The sequence below is a fragment of the Actinoallomurus spadix genome (genome assembly GCF_024055725.1).
Taxonomy (GTDB): Bacteria; Actinomycetota; Actinomycetes; order Streptosporangiales; family Streptosporangiaceae; genus Actinoallomurus; species Actinoallomurus spadix.
The window spans coordinates 45662-68220 of record NZ_JAMXMX010000029.1 but is presented as its reverse complement, the minus strand read 5'-3'; the positions used below and the strand labels follow the sequence as shown (position 1 = coordinate 68220).

Annotated in this window: 19 protein-coding genes; 7 read left to right on the top strand and 12 right to left on the bottom strand. The window is 72.1% G+C overall.

All coding sequences use genetic code 11. From position 1 onward, the window contains the following. Nucleotides 1-122: 122 nt before the first annotated feature. The gene (locus NE235_RS31665; RefSeq protein ID WP_252809477.1) at nucleotides 123-791 is read right to left on the bottom strand and encodes a DedA family protein; all 669 of its coding nucleotides are present in this window, start codon (nucleotides 789-791) and stop codon (nucleotides 123-125) included. A gap of 124 nt (nucleotides 792-915) precedes the next feature. Between NE235_RS31665 and NE235_RS31660 the strand changes: the two genes are divergently transcribed. The 7 genes from NE235_RS31660 to NE235_RS31630 all read left to right on the top strand — a co-directional run bounded on the left by NE235_RS31660 (nucleotide 916) and on the right by NE235_RS31630 (nucleotide 9775). Then, nucleotides 916-1956, top strand: a complete 1041-nt coding sequence (locus tag NE235_RS31660) for a serpin family protein (protein WP_252809475.1) — start codon at nucleotides 916-918, stop codon at nucleotides 1954-1956. Between the two features lie 202 nt (nucleotides 1957-2158). Further along, nucleotides 2159-5833 carry a multifunctional oxoglutarate decarboxylase/oxoglutarate dehydrogenase thiamine pyrophosphate-binding subunit/dihydrolipoyllysine-residue succinyltransferase subunit gene (locus NE235_RS31655; protein ID WP_252809473.1) on the top strand — a complete coding sequence of 1225 codons (3675 nt, stop codon included), beginning with the start codon at nucleotides 2159-2161 and terminating at the stop codon, nucleotides 5831-5833. A 92-nt stretch (nucleotides 5834-5925) separates the two neighbouring features. Then, a complete protein-coding gene (locus NE235_RS31650; RefSeq protein ID WP_252775676.1) occupies nucleotides 5926-6105 on the top strand; it encodes a DUF6104 family protein in 180 nt (59 codons plus the stop codon). Nucleotides 6106-6327: 222 nt separating this feature from the next. After that, on the top strand, nucleotides 6328-7149 hold the full coding sequence (locus tag NE235_RS31645) for a DUF4097 family beta strand repeat-containing protein (RefSeq protein ID WP_252809471.1): 822 nt from the start codon (nucleotides 6328-6330) through the stop codon (nucleotides 7147-7149). A gap of 105 nt (nucleotides 7150-7254) precedes the next feature. Then, a complete protein-coding gene (locus NE235_RS31640) occupies nucleotides 7255-7971 on the top strand; it encodes a PadR family transcriptional regulator (RefSeq protein ID WP_252809470.1) in 717 nt (238 codons plus the stop codon). A 96-nt stretch (nucleotides 7972-8067) separates the two neighbouring features. Beyond that, nucleotides 8068-8742, top strand: coding sequence for a response regulator transcription factor (locus NE235_RS31635; protein ID WP_308206181.1), 675 nt, complete (start codon nucleotides 8068-8070; stop codon nucleotides 8740-8742). A 145-nt stretch (nucleotides 8743-8887) separates the two neighbouring features. After that, entirely contained in the window at nucleotides 8888-9775 is an 888-nt protein-coding gene (locus NE235_RS31630; RefSeq protein WP_252809466.1) for a ParB/RepB/Spo0J family partition protein, read from the top strand. A 36-nt stretch (nucleotides 9776-9811) separates the two neighbouring features. Here the strand turns inward: NE235_RS31630 and NE235_RS31625 are convergent, their stop codons facing one another. From NE235_RS31625 to NE235_RS31575, 11 genes are all read right to left on the bottom strand, one after another. Beyond that, nucleotides 9812-11518, bottom strand: a complete 1707-nt coding sequence (locus NE235_RS31625; RefSeq protein ID WP_252809464.1) for a hypothetical protein — start codon at nucleotides 11516-11518, stop codon at nucleotides 9812-9814. After that, nucleotides 11515-12111: a TOMM precursor leader peptide-binding protein gene (locus NE235_RS31620; RefSeq protein WP_252809462.1), complete on the bottom strand. Its 597-nt coding sequence runs from the start codon at nucleotides 12109-12111 to the stop codon at nucleotides 11515-11517. The genes NE235_RS31625 and NE235_RS31620 overlap by 4 nt, the downstream gene beginning before the upstream one ends. Nucleotides 12112-12116: 5 nt before the next feature. Then, entirely contained in the window at nucleotides 12117-13427 is a 1311-nt protein-coding gene (locus tag NE235_RS31615) for a YcaO-like family protein (RefSeq protein ID WP_252809459.1), read from the bottom strand. A 23-nt stretch (nucleotides 13428-13450) separates the two neighbouring features. Continuing rightward, nucleotides 13451-14401 (bottom strand): ATP-grasp domain-containing protein, encoded by a 951-nt coding sequence (locus NE235_RS31610; protein ID WP_252809457.1) that lies wholly within the window; start codon nucleotides 14399-14401, stop codon nucleotides 13451-13453. Between the two features lie 17 nt (nucleotides 14402-14418). Beyond that, nucleotides 14419-15093, bottom strand: a complete 675-nt coding sequence (locus tag NE235_RS31605; protein ID WP_252809455.1) for a GAF domain-containing protein — start codon at nucleotides 15091-15093, stop codon at nucleotides 14419-14421. Next, on the bottom strand, nucleotides 15032-15943 hold the full coding sequence (locus tag NE235_RS31600) for a S8 family serine peptidase (RefSeq protein ID WP_252809453.1): 912 nt from the start codon (nucleotides 15941-15943) through the stop codon (nucleotides 15032-15034). Before NE235_RS31600 ends, NE235_RS31605 begins: the two co-directional genes overlap by 62 nt. Beyond that, nucleotides 15940-18966, bottom strand: coding sequence for an AAA family ATPase (locus NE235_RS31595; protein ID WP_252809450.1), 3027 nt, complete (start codon nucleotides 18964-18966; stop codon nucleotides 15940-15942). The genes NE235_RS31600 and NE235_RS31595 overlap by 4 nt, the downstream gene beginning before the upstream one ends. Before the next feature lie 102 nt (nucleotides 18967-19068). Beyond that, nucleotides 19069-19251 (bottom strand): aroma-sacti cluster domain-containing protein, encoded by a 183-nt coding sequence (locus tag NE235_RS31590; RefSeq protein ID WP_252775655.1) that lies wholly within the window; start codon nucleotides 19249-19251, stop codon nucleotides 19069-19071. A gap of 25 nt (nucleotides 19252-19276) precedes the next feature. Continuing rightward, nucleotides 19277-20563, bottom strand: a complete 1287-nt coding sequence (locus NE235_RS31585; protein ID WP_252809448.1) for an MFS transporter — start codon at nucleotides 20561-20563, stop codon at nucleotides 19277-19279. Further along, nucleotides 20560-21141: a flavoprotein gene (locus NE235_RS31580; protein WP_252809447.1), complete on the bottom strand. Its 582-nt coding sequence runs from the start codon at nucleotides 21139-21141 to the stop codon at nucleotides 20560-20562. Before NE235_RS31580 ends, NE235_RS31585 begins: the two co-directional genes overlap by 4 nt. Beyond that, a complete protein-coding gene (locus NE235_RS31575; RefSeq protein WP_252809444.1) occupies nucleotides 21138-22505 on the bottom strand; it encodes a radical SAM/SPASM domain-containing protein in 1368 nt (455 codons plus the stop codon). The genes NE235_RS31580 and NE235_RS31575 overlap by 4 nt, the downstream gene beginning before the upstream one ends. Between the last annotated feature and the right edge of the window lie 54 nt (nucleotides 22506-22559).

Genomic DNA, 22559 nt, shown 5'->3' with positions numbered 1-22559 from the left:
CAATACCCGACCGAATCTCGCTCGGTCGAGGATTGACTGAGAAGAGGGGACTGACTGAGAAGAGAAGGCGACGGCCCGCGATCCATCCCCGGATCACGGGCCGTACGGGGCGCCGCGGTGGGTCAGGGGCCGAGGTCGGGCACCGGCTTCGGCTCGTCGGCCGACGCGGGCTCCTCCTGCTCGACGGCGTTCTCCCGGCGCCGGCGGCGCACCGACCAGACCACGAAGGCCACGACGGCGACGACCGCCACCGCGATCGCCAGCACCCGCCCGGCCCACTGCGCCACCTGCTCGAAGGCGGTGCCGACCACGAAGCCACCGAGGGTGAACCCCACCCCCCACGTGATCCCGCCGAGCGCGTTGAACACCAGGAACCGGCCGTACGGCATCTTGGCGCTGCCGCACAGGGCGGGCATGAGCGCGCGGAGGAGGGCGGTGAAGCGGCCGATGAAGACGGCGTACGCCCCGCGCCGGCGCAGCAGGCCGTGCGCCTTGTCGACCTTCGGCCGGTGCTTGTGCAGCGCCCGCATGCCGAGCAGCCGGTCACCGTAGCGGCGGCCGATCTCATAACCGACCGAGTCGCCGACGATCGCCGACAGAACGATGATCCCCAGCAGGACGGGCAGCGAGACCCGGTGCTGGCTGGCCAGCACACCGGCCACGACGATGGCCGTCTCCCCTGGGAAGACGAAGCCGAAGAACAGCGCCGCCTCGGCGAAGACCAGCGCCGCGACGACGCCGTAGATGACCGGACCGTGCAGGTCCAGGAGAGCATGCGTGATGGAGCCCACAGGCGATCAACATCCCATTTCCGGCGTCGGCACGTCGCCATCGTACGAGCCCGCGTCCACCCGCGAATCGTCCTCAGGTTTGAGACCGGGTCATTACTTTGGATTGGAAGGGGAGGAGCGCACCGTGGACGACTTCATCACACGGCTGCGGGACCACCTGCCATCGGAGGCGAACCTCGTCTGGTCGCCCTACTCCGTGGCATCGGCGCTGGCCCTGCTCGCCGCGGGCGCGCGCGGCCGGACCCGGGAGGAGCTGACGCGGGTGCTCGGAGCACCCCCGGATGGCCTCCGGCTCGCCGAGGCGGCCGTGGTCGGCGACGCCGCGCTCCGCGTGGCCAACATCCTGTGGGCCCGTCCCGGGCTGACCGTGAAGGACGCCTACCGGCGGGCGATCGGCGACCTTCCCGGGGCCGCGTTCCGGGTCGCCGACTTCGCCGGTGATCCGGACGCCGCGCGCCGCTCGATCAACACCGAGGTGGCGAAGGTCACCGAAGAGCTCATCCGGGACCTGCTGCCGCCCGGCTCGGTGGACCGGCGGACCGCGGCCGTCCTCGCCAACGCCCTCTACCTGAAGGCGGCCTGGCGGAGCCCGTTCGCCCGGCGGGACACCCGGCCCGAGCCCTTCCACGGCGCGGGCGGGCGACGGCGGGTGCCGATGATGCGGCGGACCGGGCGGATGGCGTACGCCGAGGCCGGCGGCTGGCGCATGGTCGCACCGGCCGCCGACGGCGGTCTGGAGGTCGAGGTGCTCGTCGGGCCGGACGCCGACGGCGCGGCCCCGGACGCCGATCTCCTCCGGCGGCTGCGCGGCTCGGCCCGGCAGGTCAGTGTGGCGCTGTCCCTTCCCCGGTTCCGGGTGGAGAGCCGGGTCGGCCTCGGCGAGGCCCTGCGCGCCCTGGGCGCGGGGACCGTCCTGACCGGGGACGCCGACCTGTCCGGGATGGCCGAGGAACCGGTCCACCTCGACCGGATCGAGCACAAGGCCGTACTGGAGGTGGACGAGACGGGCTTCGAGGGAGCGGCCGCGACGGCAGCGGTGATGACGCTCGCGGCGTTCACCCCCACGCGCCCCGTGGAGTTCCGGGTCGATCGGCCGTTCGCCGTGCTGGCGCGCCACCCCGCCACCGGCGCGGTCTACTTCGCGGCCCGGATCACCGATCCGTGAGATGAGATCAAGGTCACACCCGAAGCGTGCTTAATCGATCAGTCCTACCCGCTTCCCGCCCAAAGCACACCAACGGCTTCGACGGAGATGGCCGTGGAGCGACCGGAGCATCCCGGGCTTTGCCCCGCCGCGGTCCTTAGGCCGGTAGCCTTGTCAAGGTTACTGATCCACCTGCGAGCCGCGGAAGAGGGCGATCGCCGCCGTGTCGACCCAGTCGTCGCGATCCTCCGCCGACCTGAACACTCCCGACTTCGGTCCCAACGAGTGGCTGGTCGACGAGCTTTACCAAAAATACCTGGAAGACCCCAACTCGGTTGATCGAGCCTGGTGGAACTTCTTCGCCGACTACCAGCCCGACCGTCCGGCCAAGGCGCCCGCCGGCGCCGACGGCGCGGCCGCGCCCCCGACGACTCCGCCCACGGCTCCCACCCCGAAGCAGACTCCGGCCGCTCCCGCGGCCGCGGCCCCCGCCAAGCCGGCCGAGGCCGCGCCCGCGAAGAAGCCCGCGCCCGCCCCGCAGGTGCCCGGCGGCGCCGAAGAGGTACGGCTGCGCGGCGTCGCGGCCCGCACGGTCACCAACATGGAGGCCAGCCTCGCCGTGCCGACCGCGACGAGCGTGCGCGCGGTGCCGGCCAAGCTGCTGATCGACAACCGCATCGTCGTCAACAACCACCTCAAGCGCGGGCGTGGCGGCAAGGTCTCCTTCACCCACCTGATCGGTTACGCCATCGTCCGGGCGCTGCAGGCGATGCCGGAGATGAACGCCTCGTACGCCGAGGTCGACGGCAAGCCGACGCTGATCAGGCCGGAGCACGTCAACTTCGGTCTCGCGATCGACCTGAAGAAGGACGACGGGCAGCGGCAGCTCGTCGTGCCGAACATCAAGGCCGCCGAGACCCTCGACTTCCGTCAGTTCTGGGCGGCGTACGAAGAGCTCGTGCGCAAGGCGCGCGCCAACAAGCTGACGATCGACGACTACGCCGGGACGACGATCAGCCTCACCAACCCCGGCACGATCGGCACCGTCCACTCCGTGCCGCGGCTCATGCCCGGCCAGGGCTCGATCATCGGCGTCGGCGCGATGGAGTACCCCGCCGAGTACGCCGGCACCTCCGAGGAGGCGCTCGCCCGGCTCGGCATCAGCAAGGTCATGACGCTGACCTCGACGTACGACCACCGCATCATCCAGGGCGCCCAGTCCGGCGACTTCCTGCGGATGGTCCACCGGCTGCTGCTCGGTGAGGACGAGTTCTACGACGAGATCTTCGAGGCGCTGCGGATCCCGTACGAGCCGGTCCGCTGGGTGCAGGACATCAGCGCCACGCACGAGGACGACGTCGCCAAGGTCGCCCGCGTGCACGAGCTGATCCACGCGTACCGCGTGCGCGGCCACCTCATGGCCGACACCGACCCGCTGGAGTACACCCAGCGCCGGCACCCCGACCTCGACGTCCTCAAGCACGGTCTCACCCTCTGGGACCTCGAGCGGGAGTTCGCCACCGGCGGCTTCGGCGGTAAGCCGACGATGAAGCTGCGCGACATCCTCGGCGTGCTGCGCAACTCCTACTGCCGCACCGTCGGCATCGAGTACATGCACATCCAGGACCCCGGCGAGCGGGCCTGGATCCAGAGCAAGGTCGAGGTCCCCCACGACAAGCCCGACCGCGAGGAGCAGCTGCACATCCTCGGCCGGCTCAACACCGCCGAGGCGTTCGAGACCTTCCTGCAGACGAAGTTCGTCGGGCAGAAGCGCTTCTCCCTCGAAGGCGGCGAGTCGCTGATCCCGCTGCTCGACTCGGTGATCACCGCGGCGGCGCAGGACCACCTCGACGAGGTCGTCATCGGCATGGCCCACCGCGGCCGGCTCAACGTCCTCGCCAACATCGTCGGCAAGTCCTACGGCCAGATCTTCGGCGAGTTCGAGGGCAACCTCGACCCGCGCAGCGCCCAGGGCTCCGGTGACGTGAAGTACCACCTCGGCGCCGAGGGCGACTTCGTCGCCCGCGACGGCTCCAAGATCCGCACCTCGCTCGTCGCGAACCCGAGCCACCTGGAGACCGTCGACCCGGTCGCCGAGGGCGTCGTCCGCGCCAAGCAGGACCTGCGCGACGTCGGCGAGGGCGGCTTCACCGTCATGCCGATCCTCATCCACGGCGACGCGGCGTTCGCCGGCCAGGGCGTCGTGGCCGAGACCCTCAACCTCTCGCAGCTGCGCGGCTACCGCACCGGCGGCACCGTGCACATCATCGTGAACAACCAGGTCGGCTTCACGACCGCGCCGGAGTACTCCCGCTCCAGCGTGTACGCCACCGACGTGGCCCGGATGATCCAGGCGCCGATCTTCCACGTCAACGGGGACGACCCCGAGCAGTGCGCGCGCGTGGCCCGGCTCGCGTTCGAGTACCGCCAGGCGTTCAACAAGGACGTCGTCATCGACATGATCTGCTACCGGCGGCGGGGTCACAACGAGAGTGACAACCCGTCGTTCACGCAGCCGCTGATGTACGACCTCATCGACGCCAAGCGGTCGGTCCGCAAGCTCTACACCGAGGCGCTGATCGGCCGCGGCGACATCACCGTCGAGGAGGCCGAGCAAGCGCTGCGGGACTACCAGCAGCAGCTGGAGCGGGCGTTCAGCGAGACCCGCGAGGCCACCAAGCAGCAGCCGCCCGCGGGCTTCACCAAGCCCGACGTCGAGCGCATTCCGCTCGACCATGTGGGCGTCGCCACGGCCGTCTCCGACGAGACGATCAAGCGGATCATCGACACGCAGCTCAACCTGCCGGAGGGCTTCACCCCGCACCCGCGCGTCCAGCCGCTGCTGGCCAAGCGGGCGCAGATGGTGGAAGAGGACGCGATCGACTGGGCGACCGGTGAGATGTTCGCGTTCGGCTCGCTGCTGATCGACGGCCGTCCGGTCCGCCTCGTCGGCCAGGACAGCCGGCGCGGCACGTTCGGCCAGCGGCACGCCGTGCTGTTCGACCGCAAGACGGGCGAGGAGCACACCCCGCTCAAGCAGTTCGGCAAGGGCACCTCGAAGTTCTACGTGCACGACTCGCTGCTCAGCGAGTACGCCGCGATGGGCTTCGAGTACGGCTACTCCATGACCCGCCCGGACGCGCTGGTCTGCTGGGAGGCGCAGTTCGGCGACTTCGCCAACGGCGCGCAGACGATCCTCGACGAGTACATCTCCTCCGGTGAGCAGAAGTGGGGCCAGCGCTCCAGCGTCGTCCTGCTGCTGCCGCACGGCTACGAAGGCCAGGGGCCGGACCACTCGTCGGCGCGCATCGAGCGTTACCTGCAGCTGTGCGCCGAGGACAACATGACGGTCGCGCAGCCGAGCACCCCGGCGAACTACTTCCACCTGCTGCGCTGGCAGGCCCTGTCGCCGCGGGAGAAGCCGCTGATCGTCTTCACGCCGAAGTCGATGCTCCGGCTGAAGGCCGCGACGTCGGCCACGGCCGACTTCACCTCCGGGTCCTTCCAGCCGGTGATCCCGGACTCGAAGCAGCTCGGGCAGGTCCGCCGCGTCGTGCTCACGAGCGGCAAGCTGTACTACGACCTGGCCGCGGCACGGGAGAAGTCCGGTGACACCTCGGTCGCGCTGGTCCGGGTCGAGCGGCTCTACCCGCTGCCCTGGGAAGAGATCAAGGCCGAGCTGGCGAAGTACCCGGCCGACGCGGAGCTGGTGTGGGCCCAGGACGAGCCCGCCAACATGGGGGCGTGGCCCTTCATGGCGCTGAAGCTGCCGCCGCTCCTGGAGGGCCGGGAGCTTAAGCGGGTGTCCCGCCGGGCGAGTTCCTCGCCCGCCGTCGGGTCCGCCAAGATGCACGCTCTGGAGCAGCAGGGCCTGGTGGCCGCGGTCTTCAGCGAGTAACGGCCGCACTCCGGCGTACGGCGCTCCGCACGGTCACGTGTGGAGCGCCGTTCCGCTCCGGCGCGAAGTGACAGTGAGAGAGAACGATCGCCATGTACTTCACTGATCGGGGAATCGAGGAACTGGCCGACCGCCGCGGCGAGGAGGAGGTCTCTTTCGTCTGGCTGGCCGATCGGCTGCGGGAGTTCGTCGATCTCAATCCCGAGTTCGAGACGCCGGTCGAGCGGCTCGCGACCTGGCTGGCCCGGCTGGGCGACGAAGACGACGACTGACCCGAGGCGAGCGCGGCAGTGAGCACTGCGGCGAGCCGACGAGCGAGCGGAGTGGCCGGTGAGGTACGAGTCGGCCGCGGAGCGAGTGAGGAGCCGAGCGTGGCAGGAACTCGGCGTCCGGTGACGGCGGCTCATCCGCACGTGTGACGCGATACATCTTGACTTTGCACAGACGCGACATATCGTGTTCAGCGAAGCCTCCCGACGGAAGGGGATCGTGCCATGGCGCGCTGGATGGTGAACGAGCCGACCGAACTCGACTTCGACGGCGTGGTGGCGCTCAAGGCCACCATCGTGGCCGGCACGATCTCGATCCTGCCGAGCGACGAACGGCCCACGATCCAGGTCGCCGAGATCTCCGGGCAGCCCCTCGAGATCGTTCACGAGGCCGGGATGCTGTCCGTCAACCACAAGAGCGCCGGCTGGGACGGCGTCCTCAAATGGCTGCAGAACACCCGTGGCAGGGTCAACGTGACGATCACGGTTCCGTCCGACTGCCCGGTCACCCTCAACGTCGTCACCGCTAACGCGATCGTCACCGGGCTGACCGGAAGGGTGTCCGTCAAGGCCGCCTCGGGCGACGTCACGCTCGACGGGGTGACCGGGACGATCGACGCGAACACCGCGGCGGGGGACATCGAGGCACAGGGGCTCGCGGGCTCGGTGGCCTTCAAGTCCGTCTCCGGGAATCTCGCGCTCGCCGGCGGCAGCCTCGACCGGCTGACCGCCCACTCGGTCGCCGGGAAGGTCACCACCGACGTCGACCTGCGCGCGGGCGGCCACGCCCAGGTGAGCACCGTCTCCGGCGAGGTCACGCTGCGGCTGCCCGACTCGACCTCCGCCAAGGTGACACTGAACTCCATGACCGGCCGCGTCGACGCGGCGTTCCCCGAGCTGACGCGGCAGGAGCGTCCGGTGGGCCGGTACGTCAGCGGTACGCTCGGCGACGGCGATGCGGTCCTCGCGGTGAACTCGGTCTCCGGTGCCGTCACCCTGCTCAGCCGACCGGGTCCAGAGGAACTGACGCGATCGGCGAGCGAATGAGAGAGGCGAGCGAGCGATGAGCCCGAGCGAACCCGACGCAGCGAGCGAAGTGAGTGGTCGAGGGACGAGACCACTCGCGCAGCGAGTGAGGAGGGCGAGCGAGCGATGAGCCCCGTTTTCGGGCACGGCCGGCTCCGGTTGTACCTGCTGAAGCTGCTCGAGGAGAGCCCGCGGCACGGCTATGAGGTCATCCGGCTGCTCCAGGACCGCTTCCTCGGCGTCTACTCCCCCTCTCCCGGCACCATCTATCCGCGGCTGGCGCGGCTGGAGGAGGAGGGCCTGGTCACCCACGAGGTGGTGCAGGGCAAGAAGGTCTACCGCCTGACCGACGCGGGCCGTGACGAGCTGGAACGCCGCATGGACGAGCTCGCGGAGTTGGAGGAGGAGCTCACCGAGTCCGTACGCGACATCGCCCGCGAGGTTCAGGAGGACGTGCGCGACACCGTACGCTCGCTGCGCGAGGAGCTCACCCAGGCCGCCCGTGAGATGCGCCGGCAGGGTCCGGCCGGCGCGGCGCAGAACCTGAAGGAGACGACCCGGCGGCAGAAGGACGAGTGGCAGCGGCAGAAGGCGCAGTGGAAGGAGCACAAGCGCGCCCTGCAGGAGGAGTGGCGGTTCACCTGGGATGAAGCCTGGGCCACCGCGACCGGCACGAGCGAGGACGCGGCCCGAGTGAAGCTCGACCGGGCGCTGCGCAAGTTCGTCGACGAGGTCCGCTCCGCGAGCCGTGACGGCCTGGACGAAGAGCAGGTGGCCGCGGTCCGCACGATCCTGGCGGAGACGTCCGCGCGGCTGCGCACGGAGATACTCGGCAAGGACTGAACGGAACGTCACCCCGGCCCGAGTTTGTCCGAATGGTTCTGGATTAGCGCAATTTTTCCAGATACGGTGTTGATGCACCGATAACACCACAATTGTGTGGTGCAAACCATCGGCCGACCTCCGCCGGGGGCCACTTTGATTCATGTAGCGGTCATTGATGATCACCCGATCGCGCGTTGCGGGGTCGAACACGCCTTAGAAACGGTCGCCGACATGACCGTCGTGGCGTCGGTGGCCGAGGTGGCCGAGCTGCAACGGCTGCTCGCCGGAGGGCTCGAGGTCGACGTCGCGGTCCTCGACCTCTACCCCGGCGGCGGCACTCCCGCGATCGACGCGGTGGCCGGGCTCGCCGCGACCCGTGTGCTCATCATGTCCACGTCGGCGAGGCCCCCGGACGTGCTGGCGGCGGTACGCGCCGGCGCGAACGGTTACCTCACCAAGCGCTGTGACACCTCGGTGCTCATCGCCGGCCTGCGCATCGTCGCGGGCGGCGGATTCCTGCTCTGCGACGAGCTCTCCGACGTAGCCCACGCCCTGATCGCCGCCTCGGACACGAGCCGGCCGCGCCTGTCCCCCCGCGAGGACCAGACCTTGCGGATGCTCGCGCGCGGCCTCACCCACAGCCAGATCGCCACCCAGCTCGGCGTCCGCAAGTCGACCGTCGACACCTACGTCGAACGGATCCGCGCCAAGCTCGGCGTCGGCAACAAGGCCGAACTCGCCCGCGCGGCGATCGAGCGCGAGATGTCGCCGCGCATGGCGGCGTGGTGAGCCCGGCGCCCCACACGGCCGTGGCTCGGGCACCACGGCCGTGTGGAGCACCACGGGGATGCCGCTGAGGTGTTTATATGACCTACCGTCGTTGGCTCCCCGGCACGCATAATTCCGGTCAGGGTGGGCAAGCGGAGGGGCCGACGTGGTGCTTTTCAACAGGGTTGAAAAGGTAAATCTGGACAGACTTGTCATCGGCGCACAACAGGCACGGACACGCGATGTCGAGCAGGACATCGACGAACTGGTGGAAAGCATTCGCGTGCATGGTCAACTGGAGCCCATCATCGTCGCTCCGACGGAGGACAAAGAGGGGTACTACGAGATCCTGGCCGGCCAGAGACGCTGGCTGGCGATGCGCAGACTCGGCGCCACGAGGATCGCGGCGGCGATCATCGAGGAGAGACCCGACAAGGACGTCGCCAGTGCCCTGTCGATCAGCGAGAACCTCATCCGCCGCGACCTCAACACCCTGGACCTGATCGACGCCTGCACCAGGCTCTACCACAAGTACGGCTCCATCAAGGCGGTCGCGGAGAGGTTCGGCCTGCCCTACGGAAGGGTGCGGCGATACGTCAAGTTCGACCGCCTCAGGCCGGCGCTGAAGGAGCTCGTCCGGAGCGGCGAGATCGACCTTCGGGCGGCCCTCCGGATCGAGGACCACTACGGACCCAGAGCGGTCGACGACGCGCAACTGCGCCGGATCGCCTCCGCGGTGGCCACGATGTCGAACGCGCAGCAGGCGGACTATTTCAAGGCGCGCGCGGCCGAGGTCATGACCTCCACCGGCGATGAGGACCCCACCGGCAGCGGGCATCGGCCGGGCTCGGTGAAACAGATCATCGTCACCCTGAGCATCGCCGACCTGGAGCTGCTGCGAGCGTGGGCGCGTTCCAAGAACCTCACCCAGGACCGCGCGGGCGCACGCATCATCTCCGCCTTCCTGCAGCAGGCGATGGCGATGCCGAACGCCCTCTACCGTGAAGCCGGTGGCGGCGCCCGTCTTCCGGCCGCGCCTTCCGCCGGGCGCTGAGCGGAGTTCCCGCGCCTCGCGGTGCCGCCGCCCTTCTCACCGGAGGACGGCGGCGGGAACCCGCCCTGGGTCTCCCAGCACGCAGCCGTAGAGCACGCGCGGGTCGTGGTCGCCGAGACCGGCGATGAGCCCGGACTCGATGCCCGCGCCCGCCGCCAGGAGGCGGAACGTCCCCGCCGCCACCGCGGCCTTGACCACGAGACGGAGATCCGGTTCGCCGGTGAACAGCAGGACCGCCGCGGCCTCCGGCGCCCGGTCCGCCACGTAGTCGTCGATCCACCCGAGCGCGCCGCGCGGGCGGCAGGCGTACCGCACCCGCCCTGCGGGGTGGATCTCGTCGGCGCGGGCGAGACCGAGGCCGGCGAGCCTCATCAGGCGGCTCACATCCCGAGCCGGATCGCCGAAGCGCCAGCTCGGTGGACGCCGCCGGCGCCGAGACGGGCGCGCCACCCGCCGTACCGGGCCGAGCTCGAGGACCGCGGTCACGCGCTCCCGGTCCGGATCGAGATCGAGCACGTCCGCGCGGCCGTCGGCGTCGCACGTCCGGGCGCTCCAGCCCGCGGACCTGGCGTCGTCGGCGAGCTGCGCGATCAGCAGACCGGTGTCACCGGAGAGCAGGCGCTCGCCGGGCGCGTCCTGCACCCACGCGCGGTCGCCGGTCAGCACCATGGTGACGCCCTCGCCGCCCGGCTTGACCGTCCCGGGCAGTTCGACCAAGGCACCCGCGGCCAGGTCGACGGCGTAGGCCCGGTGGCCGCCACCGGTAAGGTCGCCCACCAGGTACGCCCGGACGACGCCACCGGGCGCCGCCGCGGGCGCGAGCCGCCGGCCGGCCAGGATCCAGGCCATCGTGCGCACGAGCGGATGCGGGCTTCGCCGCAGGGGAAGGCGGCGCTCGGTCAGGTACCGCTTGACGGAGGGCGCCGGGAGCTCGGCCGCCCCCCAGCCCACCGCGGCCCCCGTCCCCGTCAGGGTCCCCACCCCCGCGACGATCCCCGGCCCTGCCGCAGTGCCCTTCCCCGCGACGGCCTCCGCCCCCGCGAGAGCGCCCCTCCCCGCGACGGCCTCCTCCTCGACGGTCCCCGGCTCCGCGATGACTCCCGGCGCCACCGGGTCCCCGGCCGGCCGGTACCCGGCGAGATGGCGCAGGGCGATGCCGGCGGCGATCCCGGCCGTGACGCCCGCACGAGCCGGATCACGGTCGGTTCCCCCGATCGGGACGGCGGCCGTGTCCGTCCGTACCGGCAGGAGGGCCCCGGATGTCGGGACGGCGGGCACCTCGGCACCGCTCAGCACCGCGACGGTCAGATCCGCGGGGCCTCCGGAACGGTCGACCGTCCCGACGCCGGACCGGCGGAGCACCCCGGCCAGCAGGTCGGCCACCGGGCGATCGCCGGTGACGGTGACCCGCGCGGCCCGCAGCCGCCGCCACATCCCGTCCGCCTGGGAGGCGGGCAGGGACCGCTGGAGGAAGATCCACGACGGATGGGGGTCCGGTTCTTCCACGAACCGCACGAGGTCCCGTCGCGCCAGCAGGTCCACGATTTGGTGGACGGGCACGCCGAGCGCCTGCCCGATCTGCTCGACGGTCCTGGTGCCGTCCATCAGCTCGAACAGCACGGGCAGTGCCTCACGGGCCAGCCGGCCGGTCAGGTGCTCCCGCCGCGGCCCGCCGTCCACGATGTAACCGTCGGCGGTCGGGACGAACGCCAGTCCCTCCCTGCGGCGCGGGTGACGGCTCATCGTCCCGGCCCGTCGTCGTCGCAGCCGGGGCACTGTTCCGCCGGCACCACGCGCCAGGTGGCCACCTCGTCGGTACGGCAGTCGATCACGGCGACCGTTCCCCTCTCCTCGCCGCGCAGCAGCGCCAGCGCCAGCCCGGCGGCGAGCATGGACTGGTGCGGCGGGAATCCGCGCACCCCGAGTGCGGGGTCCGCGGCGAGCCGCCGCCTGATCTCCTCCTCCACGGGGTCCTCGTGCTGCCGTGCCCGGGCGCGGAAGCAGTTGTGGCAGGGGGCACGGCCGGGCACGAACAGCGGGCCGACGCGGATGTACGGGTGCGCCACGGCGACCGGCAGCCAGGGCGCGGGACGCGCCGCGGCCCCGAACGCCGCGAACTCGTCGGGGACGTCCCGCCAGGACGCCCGGACGTCGACCCGCGGCCACGCCGCGCGCACCGGTTCCGTGGCCGAGGCGACAAGGTGGCGCAGGTCCTCGGCGACGGCGGCGCCGAAGTCGCCGTCGGCGGCGACGCGTATGTCGGTCTCGACTCGTACTTCGATCTCGACGCGTGCGGCCGTGGCGGCTCGTACGGCCGTGGCGGTGTCATCGTCCATGGGCCTCACGCCATCGGTTGCGGGTAGGGGTTGAGGCGCCGCTCGGGCAGGGGCGGCAGGCCCAGCCGCTCGGCGGCCGTGCGGAGCCTGGGGTGGGCGCGGTACTGCACCAGCGGGCGAGCCGACATGGGCTGCAGCTCGGGCACGATCACCCGGACGGCGACGTGGCCGCTGTCCCGCAGTTCGCGCGTCGTCAGGTCGACCAGGAGCACCGTCATGTCCAGCTCCGCCAGCCGCCGCAGCAGGAACTCCAGGCGCGCGCGGTCCGAGCCCGGGTCACCGCCGGGCGGACGGGACGCCGGGAGGTCACCGGGCCGGTGAGGTGCCGGGAGGTCGCCGAGCAGGAACCCGAACGCGTCGCGGCGGGCCCGCGCGGCCATCACGGCCGCTCCGTCGTCCACCACCCGGTGGTCGGCGTACCGGCGGGGCGGCGCGGGCCGGCTCTCCATCCCCAGCCGCAGTCCCATGGCCTCCATCAGGGCGTGCTCGGCCAGCGAGGCGCCGTCGAACCCGCAGGCCGCGCCCACGAGCTGACCGGTGCGGGGGGCGTGCTCGGCCGTCTGCAGGCAGTACACGACCGGCACCCCGACGTCGGTGGTGGCGTCGTACAGGAACGACGCGATGCCGTGGTCGGCGCACCAGGCGACGATGGACCGCGCCGGTTCCGGCAGGCGGTCCTCCGCCAGCCGCGGAAGGGGCCGCCGCAGCAACCAGGTCAACGCGAGGGCGTCGCGTTCGATCAGCTCGCACAGCGCGTTCACCGCGGCCGCCTCGACGGTGCGGTGGACGGCGCAGCCGGTGGAGATGGGGATCCAGAAGTTCTCGGCGTCCAGCTCGGGGAACGTGAGGAACACCAGTACGGCCGGGACGAGCACCGGCCGGCCCGTGCGCAGGTCCGTGGCCGTGGTCCAGCGGATCGGCCGGGTCCGGTCGATGGCGTGGACCGGGCACCCCGGACGGCGCAGTTCCCGGGGTGAGCAGCGCGCGATGAGGTCCAGGTCCAGCGCGTCGCCGCCCAGCTCGGCCGCCGAGGCCAGGATCACGCCGCGTTCGGGGGCGACGAGACCCGCGTAGCGCTCCAGTGCCTCGGCCACCGCGAGCAGCCGCGCCCGGTCTGGGTCGCCGTACGCCCTGCCGGTTCCGTGACCGGCGCGCGCGTCGGCGCGGAACGGCCTGGTCACGGCCGACGGGTTGCCGGTGGACGCGGTGTACAGCACGCATTCGTTGGGCATCCAGCCGTAGGTGTTGACCCGCCGGGGCCGGCCGACCGCGCCGTACGGCCCGGCCAGGTCCAGCAGCGCGGACGCACCCTCCACGCGTGTCTCCTCTCCGGTCGTGATCACCCGGCCATCACCGTCAGCAGGTCGAACCCGGCCCGCCTGACCGTTCCGCCGCAGGCGGTGTGCAGGTCGCGGAGCATCAGCGCGAGCGCCCGGCTGACCGTGCGGACACCGGCCTTGGCCTCGTACCATCGCCAGTCGCCGTCGGCGTTCACCTCCAGGAACACCGCGCCGCCGTCGGTCGCGAGCACGTCGAACGCGCCGTAGCCGAGGCGCCAGCGTTCGGCGAGCCCGGTGACGGCCGCGGCCACGTCCGCGGGAGCGGCCACGGCACGGACGGCGACGGTGTCCGGATCCCGCCAGATCGCGTCCGGCGTGGGCTTGCGCACCTCGAAGGTGATCAGCTCGCCGCGCATGGCGTAGACGCGGTACTCGGCCGTGTGCCGCACGTACTCCTGGACGACGAGCGGGATCCTCGAGGTCGCGGCGAGCCCGGCGATCTCGGCGCGCGGCAGGACGCAGGGGAGGAAGCCGTGCAGCGTTCCCGGCGCCGACTCGACGAAGTGCGCGTCCAGCACCTTGACGACGAGCCGGTCGCCGGGCAGCCGGTCGGCGGCGCCGGCCACGTCGGTGCCGACGATGGTCGCCGGGACTCCGACTCCGCTCGCGGCGGCCCACGTGAGCTGTTCCAGGAGTCCGAGGCGCGGGCCGGGCAGCGCCGCGGGGGCCGACCTGGCGAGCTGGGCGGCGAGGGCGAGCCAGCTGTCGCGGTGCAGCACGTCGACCGGGGTGCGCGCGGGCGCCATGGCGGAGGGCCAGAACCGGCGCGTCCAGCTCGCCGTGGGGCGTACGGACCGGCCGCCGATCCGGATGGTCGCCGGGACGGTCGGCTCGACCTGGATCGAGCCGAGGTCGTCGGCGTCGATCCGCAGGGCCGGGACGCCGAGCAGGGTGAGGAGCCGTTCCAGCTCCGACACCTCCGCGTCCGCCGCCCGCGTGAAGAAGACCACGCTTCCCTCGTCCGGTGTCACGCGTTCGGCCGCCCACCGGTGACGACGTCGGCGGCGGCCTTCAGCAGGGTGGTCGCCAGCGTCACCGCGGCCGGGTCGGCCGTGCTCAGCCCCTCCCCGATGCGGTCCACCAGCAGGTACGGGTCGTCGGCGGCCGGGCGGGGGCCGGCCTGCCGGGGGACGGCCGGGCGCCGGCGCGCGCGGATGAAGATCTCCAGGCTGATGGCGGCCTGGACGGCGAGGAGCCCGAGCAGGTCCAGGTCGGTCAGCTCGCTGCGGGAGGTCTGCGAGGCGTCGAGGACCTCCAGCACCCCGAGGCAGTCCTCGCCGCGGATCAGCGGGGCGGCCATCAGACTGTCCGGCACGTAGCCGGTGGAGGCCGCCGCGTCTCGGGCGAACCGCGTGCTGCCGGACAGGTCGTCGACGTACATCGGCTGGCCGCTCGTCGCCACCCACCCGGCGATGCCGGTGCCCGCGGGAAACCGGGTCCCCGGCAGGTGCGCGTCGCCCTCCCCCGCGACCGCCTCGAAGACGAGCTCTCCGCTGTCATCGTCGATCAGGAAGATCGAGGACGCCGCCGCGCCGAAGACGTTGCGGGCGATCTCCACCACCGAGTGCAGGAGCTGGCGTTCAGTGAGCGACACGGTCGGGTCCGTGCGGGTGTCCGGGAGCGAGTAGTTCTGCAGCGGCATGGTCGACTCCGATGACGTTCTTGGCGGTCTGGTAGAGCACGGCCCTGAGCTGGAACGGCGTGAGCCAGCGGTGCTTGCTCAGGATCAGCGCGCACAGCCCGGTGATGTGGGGGGCGGCGAAGCTGTTGCCGGAGCTCCGGGTCCGCCCGCCGCCCGGCCACGCCACCGGGACGCCGACCCCGTTGGCGTAGAACTCCACGGGCGGCGACGGGTTGTAGTAGTGCAGGAAGGGGTCGCCCTGGTCGTGGCTGGCCACCGAGATGACCGAGGCGAACGGCCAGGGGTAGCTGGGGACCGGCATGTTGTGCGCGGAGACCACCAGCACCGAGCGCCGGAAGTACGCCCGGTCGGCCAGCTCGTGCAGAGCCGGGACGAACTCCGGTTTCCGCGTCGCCAGGCTCAGGTTGATGACGTCGAACCCGGCGTCGATCGCCCACTCCAGGCCCGCGAGCAGCGCCCGGCCGGTTCCGGCGATCGAGTCCGTCAGCACCCGCATCGACGACAGTGACACCGCGGGCGCCATCGACCGGACGATGCCCGCGCACGCGGTGCCGTGCCCGGCCGTGTCCATGGGCTCGGTCGGCACGACGCTCGGGTCGCCGTCCTCGCCGAAGACGACGGTCATCGCCTCGTCCACGGGCGCCACCTGCGGGTGGGTGCCGTCGACCCCGCTGTCGACGACGCAGACCCGGATGCCGCCGCCGTCGGCGCCGCCCCACGCCCAGTCGGGGGTGACATCCTCCAGGTGGACGACGGGCAGGGTCTGGAGCGGCACCTGTGACGTCGGCACTCCGAAGGCGGGGACGCCGGGGAAGTGCTCGGTGGCCGGCCGATGCCAGGGAAGCGTCATGCCGCGCCGCCCGTCTCCGCCGCGGCCCACCGACGCGCCGCGCCCGCGGGGAGGTCCGCGCCCTTCGCGGTGTAGCAGGTCTCGGCCTCGGCGACGGCCCACGCCGCCTCGTCCGCCCGGCCCGCCGCACGCGAGATGACGGCGTACTCGAACCAGGCGTCACCGCGCAGGCAGGGATCGTCGGTCTCCAGCGCGTCGAGCGCCCAGCGGGCCCGGTGGAACCCCTCACCGGGGCGGCCTGCCGCGCAGGCCAGCCGGGCGCGCAGCAGCCGCAGCCAGACCCGCGCGCGGGCGACCAGCTCGTTCTCGTCCAGGTCGGAGATGGCGCGGGCGGCCGCCTCCTCGCGGCCGGCGCGCAGCATCTCCCGCGCCGCGTACACCTCGAGCGTCAGCGCGGGCTGGAGATGGCCCTGGCCGCGCAGCATCCCGGCGGCCTCGGCGAACCGGCCGCCGGCGGCGGTGTGCTCGCCGAGCAGCGACAGCAGCACGGCCTCCGACTGGTTGATCGCGATCTCCGGCAGGGCCGCGTGCATCGCCGAGGCGTCCTCCCGCGCGGACGCCAGCGTCGCGCGCGCACCGGCGACGTCCCCGGAGAGGGCCAGCAGGCGGGCGCGCGTGGTCAGGATGGGGATGAGAAGGAGCCGGTCGGCGGTGAACCGCCGGCACAGCTCGTCGCACAGCTCCAGTCCCTCGCCGACCGTGGTCGGGGACCACTGGACCAGCTCGCACAGGGCGCTGGACAGACGGTCCGCGATCCAGGGCTCGTCCAGCCGCCGCGCCCGGTCGAGGGCGTCGCGGAACGCCGACTCGGCCCGGCCCACCCGGTCCGCGCTGAGCTCGACGAACCCGTGGAACTGGTGGAGCAGGCACCAGTTCAGGTGGTCGTCCGGCCGGTCGCGCAGTTCCGCCTCGTAGCGGTCCAGGCTCGCCCGTGCGGCGTCGAAGCCGGTACGTCCCAGGCGGAAGCCGACGATGTCGCGTTGCAGGCCCACCGTGATCCGATGCGCCGCGTCGGCGCGCCGGACGCCTTCGTCCAGGACGCGCAGCGTTCCGTCGCCGTCGCCGCGCGCCAGGATCGCCTCGCTCAGGCGGATGGTCACGTCCGCGTACCGGCGACCGCGCTCGGTCAGCAGGCGCAGCGCCCGTTCGAACAGCGACCGGGAGGCCCCGGTGTCGCGCCGGTGCAGCGCCGTCGTCCCCTCCTCGACGAGCAGCCGTACCGCGCGGTCGGAGAGCACGGCCAGGCGCGGGTCGTCCGGGCCGACGTCGCGGTAGAGCAGCGCGCTCCGCTCCGCGTGGTACATCGCCTCGCCGGGCGGCCCCGCCCGGTCCGACAACAGCGCGTGCCACCGTGCCCGCAGCGTCTTCGCCGTCATCCCGTAACACGTGTCGCGGATCAGCTGCTGCGCGCACTGCAGCCGGCCCGACGGGAGCCGGTGGACGAGGCCGCGCCGCGTCAGGCCGGCGAGCGGGCGTGCCACGTCGCCGCTGGGTGCCCCGCCCTCACCGCCGAGCGCGCGGAGCTGGTCGAGGTCGAAGTCGCGGCCGCAGGCGGCGGCCCACTGCAGCGTGCGTTTCTCGTCGGCGGGGAGGGCGTCGATCCGCGCGCGCAGCAGCGCCGCGATCGTGGGCGGGAGCTCCGGCACGGCCGGTTCGCCGTCCGCAGGCGTGACCGGGTCACCGCATGCGGCCATCGCCGGGTCACCGTCCGCGAGGGCGCCGATCAGCATCGTGGCGAACAGCGGGTTCCCCCCGCTGCGCTCGGCGATCCCGGCCATCGCGGGCCGCTCCTGCTGTGCGGTCACCTCGGCGAGGCCGGACGACAGCGCGCCCACCAGCGTGGACGTGTCGGCCGGGCCGAGGGGCCGCAGCCGGATCGTCCGCCCGGTGCTCGGCGGTGGCTCGTCCCGGGTCACGCGGACGACCAGGATGGGCAGGCCGGCCAGTTCGCCGGTGAGGTTCTCGATGAGGGCGGCGAGCATGGGCTGGGCCCACTGCAGTTCCTCCCAGACGAGGATCAGCGGCCGGTGCTCCGCGAGCGCGGTGAACAGCCGGACGGCGGCCCAGCGGATCTCCTCGACGCCGGCGGGGAGCCGTCCCGGGTCATCGCCGCCCGTGACGGCCGACAGCGTCCGCCGGGCCTGTGCGTCGTCGCCCAGCAGCCGTTCGACGGACGGCAGGCCGCCGGGCATCGAGTCGCGCAGCATCGACTGCAGCGGGTGGAACGTGATGTCCCGGCCGTATGGCTGGCAGGAGCCGGTCAGGACGACGGCCTCGCCGGGCGGGATCCGCGCGAGGAACTCCTGGACGAGCCGTGTCTTGCCGATCCCGGGCTCGCCGGCCACCAGGACATGGCGGCACTCCCGTTCGGCCACCACCTGCCGGTAGCAGGCGGTCAGGCTCGCCAGCTCCGCCGAGCGTCCGATCAGCGGGGCCCGGACCAGCGCCTGTTCGGGGGGCGCGGGCGTGACCTGCCACACCCGCGCCGGTTCGGCCTTGCCCTTCAGGGACAGCGGCCCCAGCTCCTCCAGGCCGACGCGGCCGCGTACGAGGTGCGCGGCCTCCGCGTTGATCAGGATCTCGCCCGGGGGCGCCGCGCTCTGCAGCCGGGCGGCGGTGTTGACGGTGTCGCCCACGATTCGCAGGTCGACGCCCGGACCGCTGATCACCGCGACCTCTCCGGAGGCGACGCCGCAGTGGACGCTCAGCCGGAGGCCGGGGAGCCGCCACTCCGCGGCGAGGCGGGGAACCGCCTCGACGATCGACATCGCGGCCTGCGCCGCCCGGAGGGCGTCGTCCTCATGGGTGACCGGCAGGCCGAACACGGCCATGACCGCGTCGCCGATGAACTTCTCGATCACGCCGCCGTGCGCGGTGACGGCGTCGCCGCACACGCCGTAGTAGCGCCGGAGGACGCCGTGCAACAGCTCCGGGTCGAACCGCTCACCCAGGACCGTGGAGTCCACGAGGTCGATGAACAGCACGGCGACGCTCTTGCGGACGTCGGGGCCCGGTTCCGTCACCTCCACCACGGCGCCGCAGAACGGACAGAACCGATGGCCTTCGGACAATCTTGCGCCGCAGGCGCGGCACGCCGTGTGGTCGGACACCGAGGCTCGCTTTCGTCACAGCAATTTGAGTTCCTGGCCCTGGACGTCCGGGGCCGCTTCGTCGAGCCGGTGTTTGATCCGGTTGAGCAGCCTCACCTCGTCCTCGGTGAGCTCGGCCAGGACCCGTCTCTGGTCCGCCGAGAGCAGGTCCACCCAGTGACCGCTCTCCCGCAGGGCCGACAGCGCGTCGAACGCCATTCGCCTCTCCCCCTCTCTGATCGCTTCAACCGGCCGGCCCGGCGGTGCCGGCCACCGGTTCCAGCTCTTCGGTGTACCGGTCGCCGGGGTTGACGTTCCGGAAGGTGGAGTGGGTGACGGCCCACAGGATCGCGACGGCGATGGCGCAGCCCGCGACGGGGAACAGCACGCTCACCCCTAGCCGGTCCACGGCCCAGCCGGACAGCGCGGCCGAGATCGGGAACGTGCCGGACATCGCCAGCAGCATGACGCTCATCACGCGGGCCAGCAGGTGCCGCGGGGCCCAGAGCTGCAACATCGTCATGAGGACGATCCCCGACCAGCCGTTGGCGACGGAGAAGGCGGTGATGCACACGGTCGCTCCGGCGAGCCCGCCGGTGAACGGCACCAGCGCGACGGACAGGCCCATGACGAGCCCCAGGATCGCCAGGAGGTACGCCGACCGCAGCCCCTGCCACTCCAGGCGGGCCAGCAGCGACCCGGCGATGAGGCCGGCGCTGAGCCCGGCGAGCATCGTGCCGTACCCGCCGGCGCCGTAGTCGCGGTGCGCGAGCGCGGGCAGCGCCACCTCCGAGACCCCGGTGTACACGAGGTTCCCGATGGCCGCCGTGACGAGCACGATCTGCAGGAACCGGCCGCGGAACAGGACGGCGCGGAACGTCACCGCCTGCTCCGCGTCCCGGTCCTGATCGGCGCTCGCCTTCGGCACCGCGAGCGCGTACAGGGTGGCCGCGGAGACCAGGTAGGTCGCGGCGTCGACGAACAGCGCGGGGCCGGGACCGAACGCGGAGATCAGGATGCCGCCGAGGGCCGGCCCGAGCAGGCTGCCGAGCCGGGTGGCGGTCGAGGACATCGAGTTCCCGGCGGTCAGGTCCGCGTCCGACAGGACCGACGGCAACAGCGCGAAGGAGGCCGGCACGAAGAGCCCGCCGCAGGCGCCGAGAACGAGCGCGATGGGGGCCAGCCACGCGAACGACGGGGTGACGGCGTAGGCCAGCACGCCGAGCAGCGCGGTCAGCGCGCACCGGACCAGGTCCGTCGACAACATGATCGGGCGCGCGCCGTACCGGTCGGTGAGGATGCCACCGAGGGGTATCGTCACGGCCCGGCTGATCCCGTAGCAGGCCAGCACGGAGCCGAGCAGGACGGGCCCGCCGGAGACGGACAGGATCAGCCACGGCAGCGCGATCGCCGTGCACATGTCCCCGATGCTGGAGGTGAACTGCCCGGCGACCAGCCGGGGGAACCCCCGTACGGCCATGGGGCCCGTGGTCAGCGGCGACTTGATCGCGGCGATCAGTGTCCGGATCACCGCGCCTCCTCGTCCGGCACGGCGGTCAGGTGCGGCGTGATGATCTCTTCGACGATCCCGGCGACCTGCGCCGGCGACGGCAGCCCCGGCCCGGTACGGACGGCCTCGCTCGCGATCTCCCAGGCCGGCGCCATCACCGGGTCGGCGACGTGATATCCGTCCGCCCGCAGCCGGGCGACGTTCCGCTGCACGCTCGGCTTGCGCCACATCGCCGCGTTCATGCTCGGGAAGAAGATCGCCGCGCCCTCGTGCGCCAGCAGGGTCGCGGTCAGCAGGTTCCCGGCGAGACCATGCGCCACCTGCGCCAGCGTGTGCGCGGTCGCCGGCAGCACGATGAACCGGTCCGCCCAGGCCGCCAGCCGCGCGTGGCCGGGATCGAGATTGCCGTCCCCTTCGCCGTACGCCGCGTCGCTCACCAGCCGTACGGTCTCGATCGGCAGCAGCCGGGCCGCGGTGCCCGTCATGACGACGTGCACCCGGACCCGCGGCAGCCGCCGCAGCGCGATCAGGTATCCGGGCAGATTGATCACGTTGGCCGCGCCGCTGGCGCCTACGAGCAGGTTGAAGTGGCTCTTCACAGCGGCATCAGGCCATCCGCCGGGACCGGCCGCAGGCCGAGCCGCCCGGCCATGAGGTCCAGCCGTCCCTGGGCGTTGTGCCGGTAGCTGGGGCACGGCGGATTGCCCTCGTGCCAGGCCTTGGGGCACGAGCCTCCGCAGGTGGGCAGGAAGACACAGTCCCTGCACCAGGATCTGCCCTCCGCGACCTCGTCGTGCCAGTCGTCGAACTCGCCCTTGGGGCGGATGTCCGGCAGGTCGGCCTGGGCGATGTGGGCGAGCACGCTGGTCCGTTCCGCCTCGGGCACGAGCGGGTGGTCGGTGCAGGAGAAGATGTTCCCGTTGCCGCCGATCAGCTCCGCGGTCCGCTTCACCGCCGGGCAGGTGATCCTCTTGGCGAGCGCGGGCAGGCGCGAGAACGGCAGGCCGTGCTCCTGCATGGCCGCCAGCCAGGAGAGCTCGCGTTCGGCGTAGTCCTTACCGGCCAGCTCGATGGCCGAGACGTCGTTCCCCCAGGGGCGCACCCGCGCGAGGGTGAAGTTCACGTTCGGGGAGGCGAACCCCAGCTCGGCCATCAACTCGATGTACCGGTGGATCACGTCCTGGTTGTGCACGTCGACGTTGGTCCGGAAGTCGAACGTCACGTGCTTGTAGTCGGCGTTGTCGAGCGCCGCGCGAACGGTGCGGATGATCTTCCAGAACGATCCGCGTCCGCTCTTCATCGGCCGGTGGACGTCGTGCACCTCAGGCGGGCCGTCGACCGTGAGGAAGAACTTCGCTATGCCGCACTCCCTGATGAGGACGTCCAGGTTCCTGGCGTTCAGCAGGGAGCCGTTGGTCACCATGGCGGACGTGTAGTCGACGCCCTTCTCGGCGGCGGCGCGCACGAAGTCGGGGGCGAGATCGCGGATGACGGCGTATCCCATCATCGGCTCGGCGCCGAACCAGTCGACGTTCAAGTGCCGGGTCGCCGGCAGCCGCAGGGCGCGCAGCACCCGCGCGCGGATCCGGTCGCGGTGGTCGGCGGTCAGCCGTCCGCGCACGTGTTCCTGCCCGCAGTACGTGCACCCCATGTTGCAGTACGACGTGGGCAGCAGGATGAAGCTCGCCGTCGAGGTGTCGAGGGCGGCGGTCCGGTTGCGCTCCAGGATCGCCTCGAGCTCGTCCTCCCCGTCCGGCACCACGGCCTGCGCCTGTCTCAGCTGGGCGAGCGTGGCCGGCGGGATGGCGTCCAGATCCCCGGCCCGTACGGCGTCGGCGATCCGTGGCACGACGAACAGCGCCTGCGCGGTCCGCGTCGCGTAGAGGATCGAAACCCGGAGCCCGTCGTCGTCACCGTAGACATGGTCGCTGACGACCACATATCGGCTGACCTTCTCCCTCATGCCCTCCACCTCACAGCGTTTGTTCTCCCGACCCGCCGGAGTGGCGGGCCGGGA

Bases quoted from the DNA above. Each gene is read 5' to 3' on its own strand.
- NE235_RS31650 (WP_252775676.1), top strand. From the start codon at position 5,926: ATGTACTTCACTGATCGGGGAATCGAGGAACTGGCCGACCGCCGCGGC.
- NE235_RS31645 (WP_252809471.1), top strand. From the start codon at position 6,328: ATGGCGCGCTGGATGGTGAACGAGCCGACCGAACTCGACTTCGACGGC.
- NE235_RS31640 (WP_252809470.1), top strand. From the start codon at position 7,255: ATGAGCCCCGTTTTCGGGCACGGCCGGCTCCGGTTGTACCTGCTGAAG.
- NE235_RS31625 (WP_252809464.1), bottom strand. From the start codon at position 11,518: ATGAGCCGTCACCCGCGCCGCAGGGAGGGACTGGCGTTCGTCCCGACC.
- NE235_RS31620 (WP_252809462.1), bottom strand. From the start codon at position 12,111: ATGGACGATGACACCGCCACGGCCGTACGAGCCGCCACGGCCGCACGC.
- NE235_RS31605 (WP_252809455.1), bottom strand. From the start codon at position 15,093: ATGCCGCTGCAGAACTACTCGCTCCCGGACACCCGCACGGACCCGACC.
- NE235_RS31600 (WP_252809453.1), bottom strand. From the start codon at position 15,943: ATGACGCTTCCCTGGCATCGGCCGGCCACCGAGCACTTCCCCGGCGTC.
- NE235_RS31590 (WP_252775655.1), bottom strand. From the start codon at position 19,251: ATGGCGTTCGACGCGCTGTCGGCCCTGCGGGAGAGCGGTCACTGGGTG.
- NE235_RS31575 (WP_252809444.1), bottom strand. From the start codon at position 22,505: ATGAGGGAGAAGGTCAGCCGATATGTGGTCGTCAGCGACCATGTCTAC.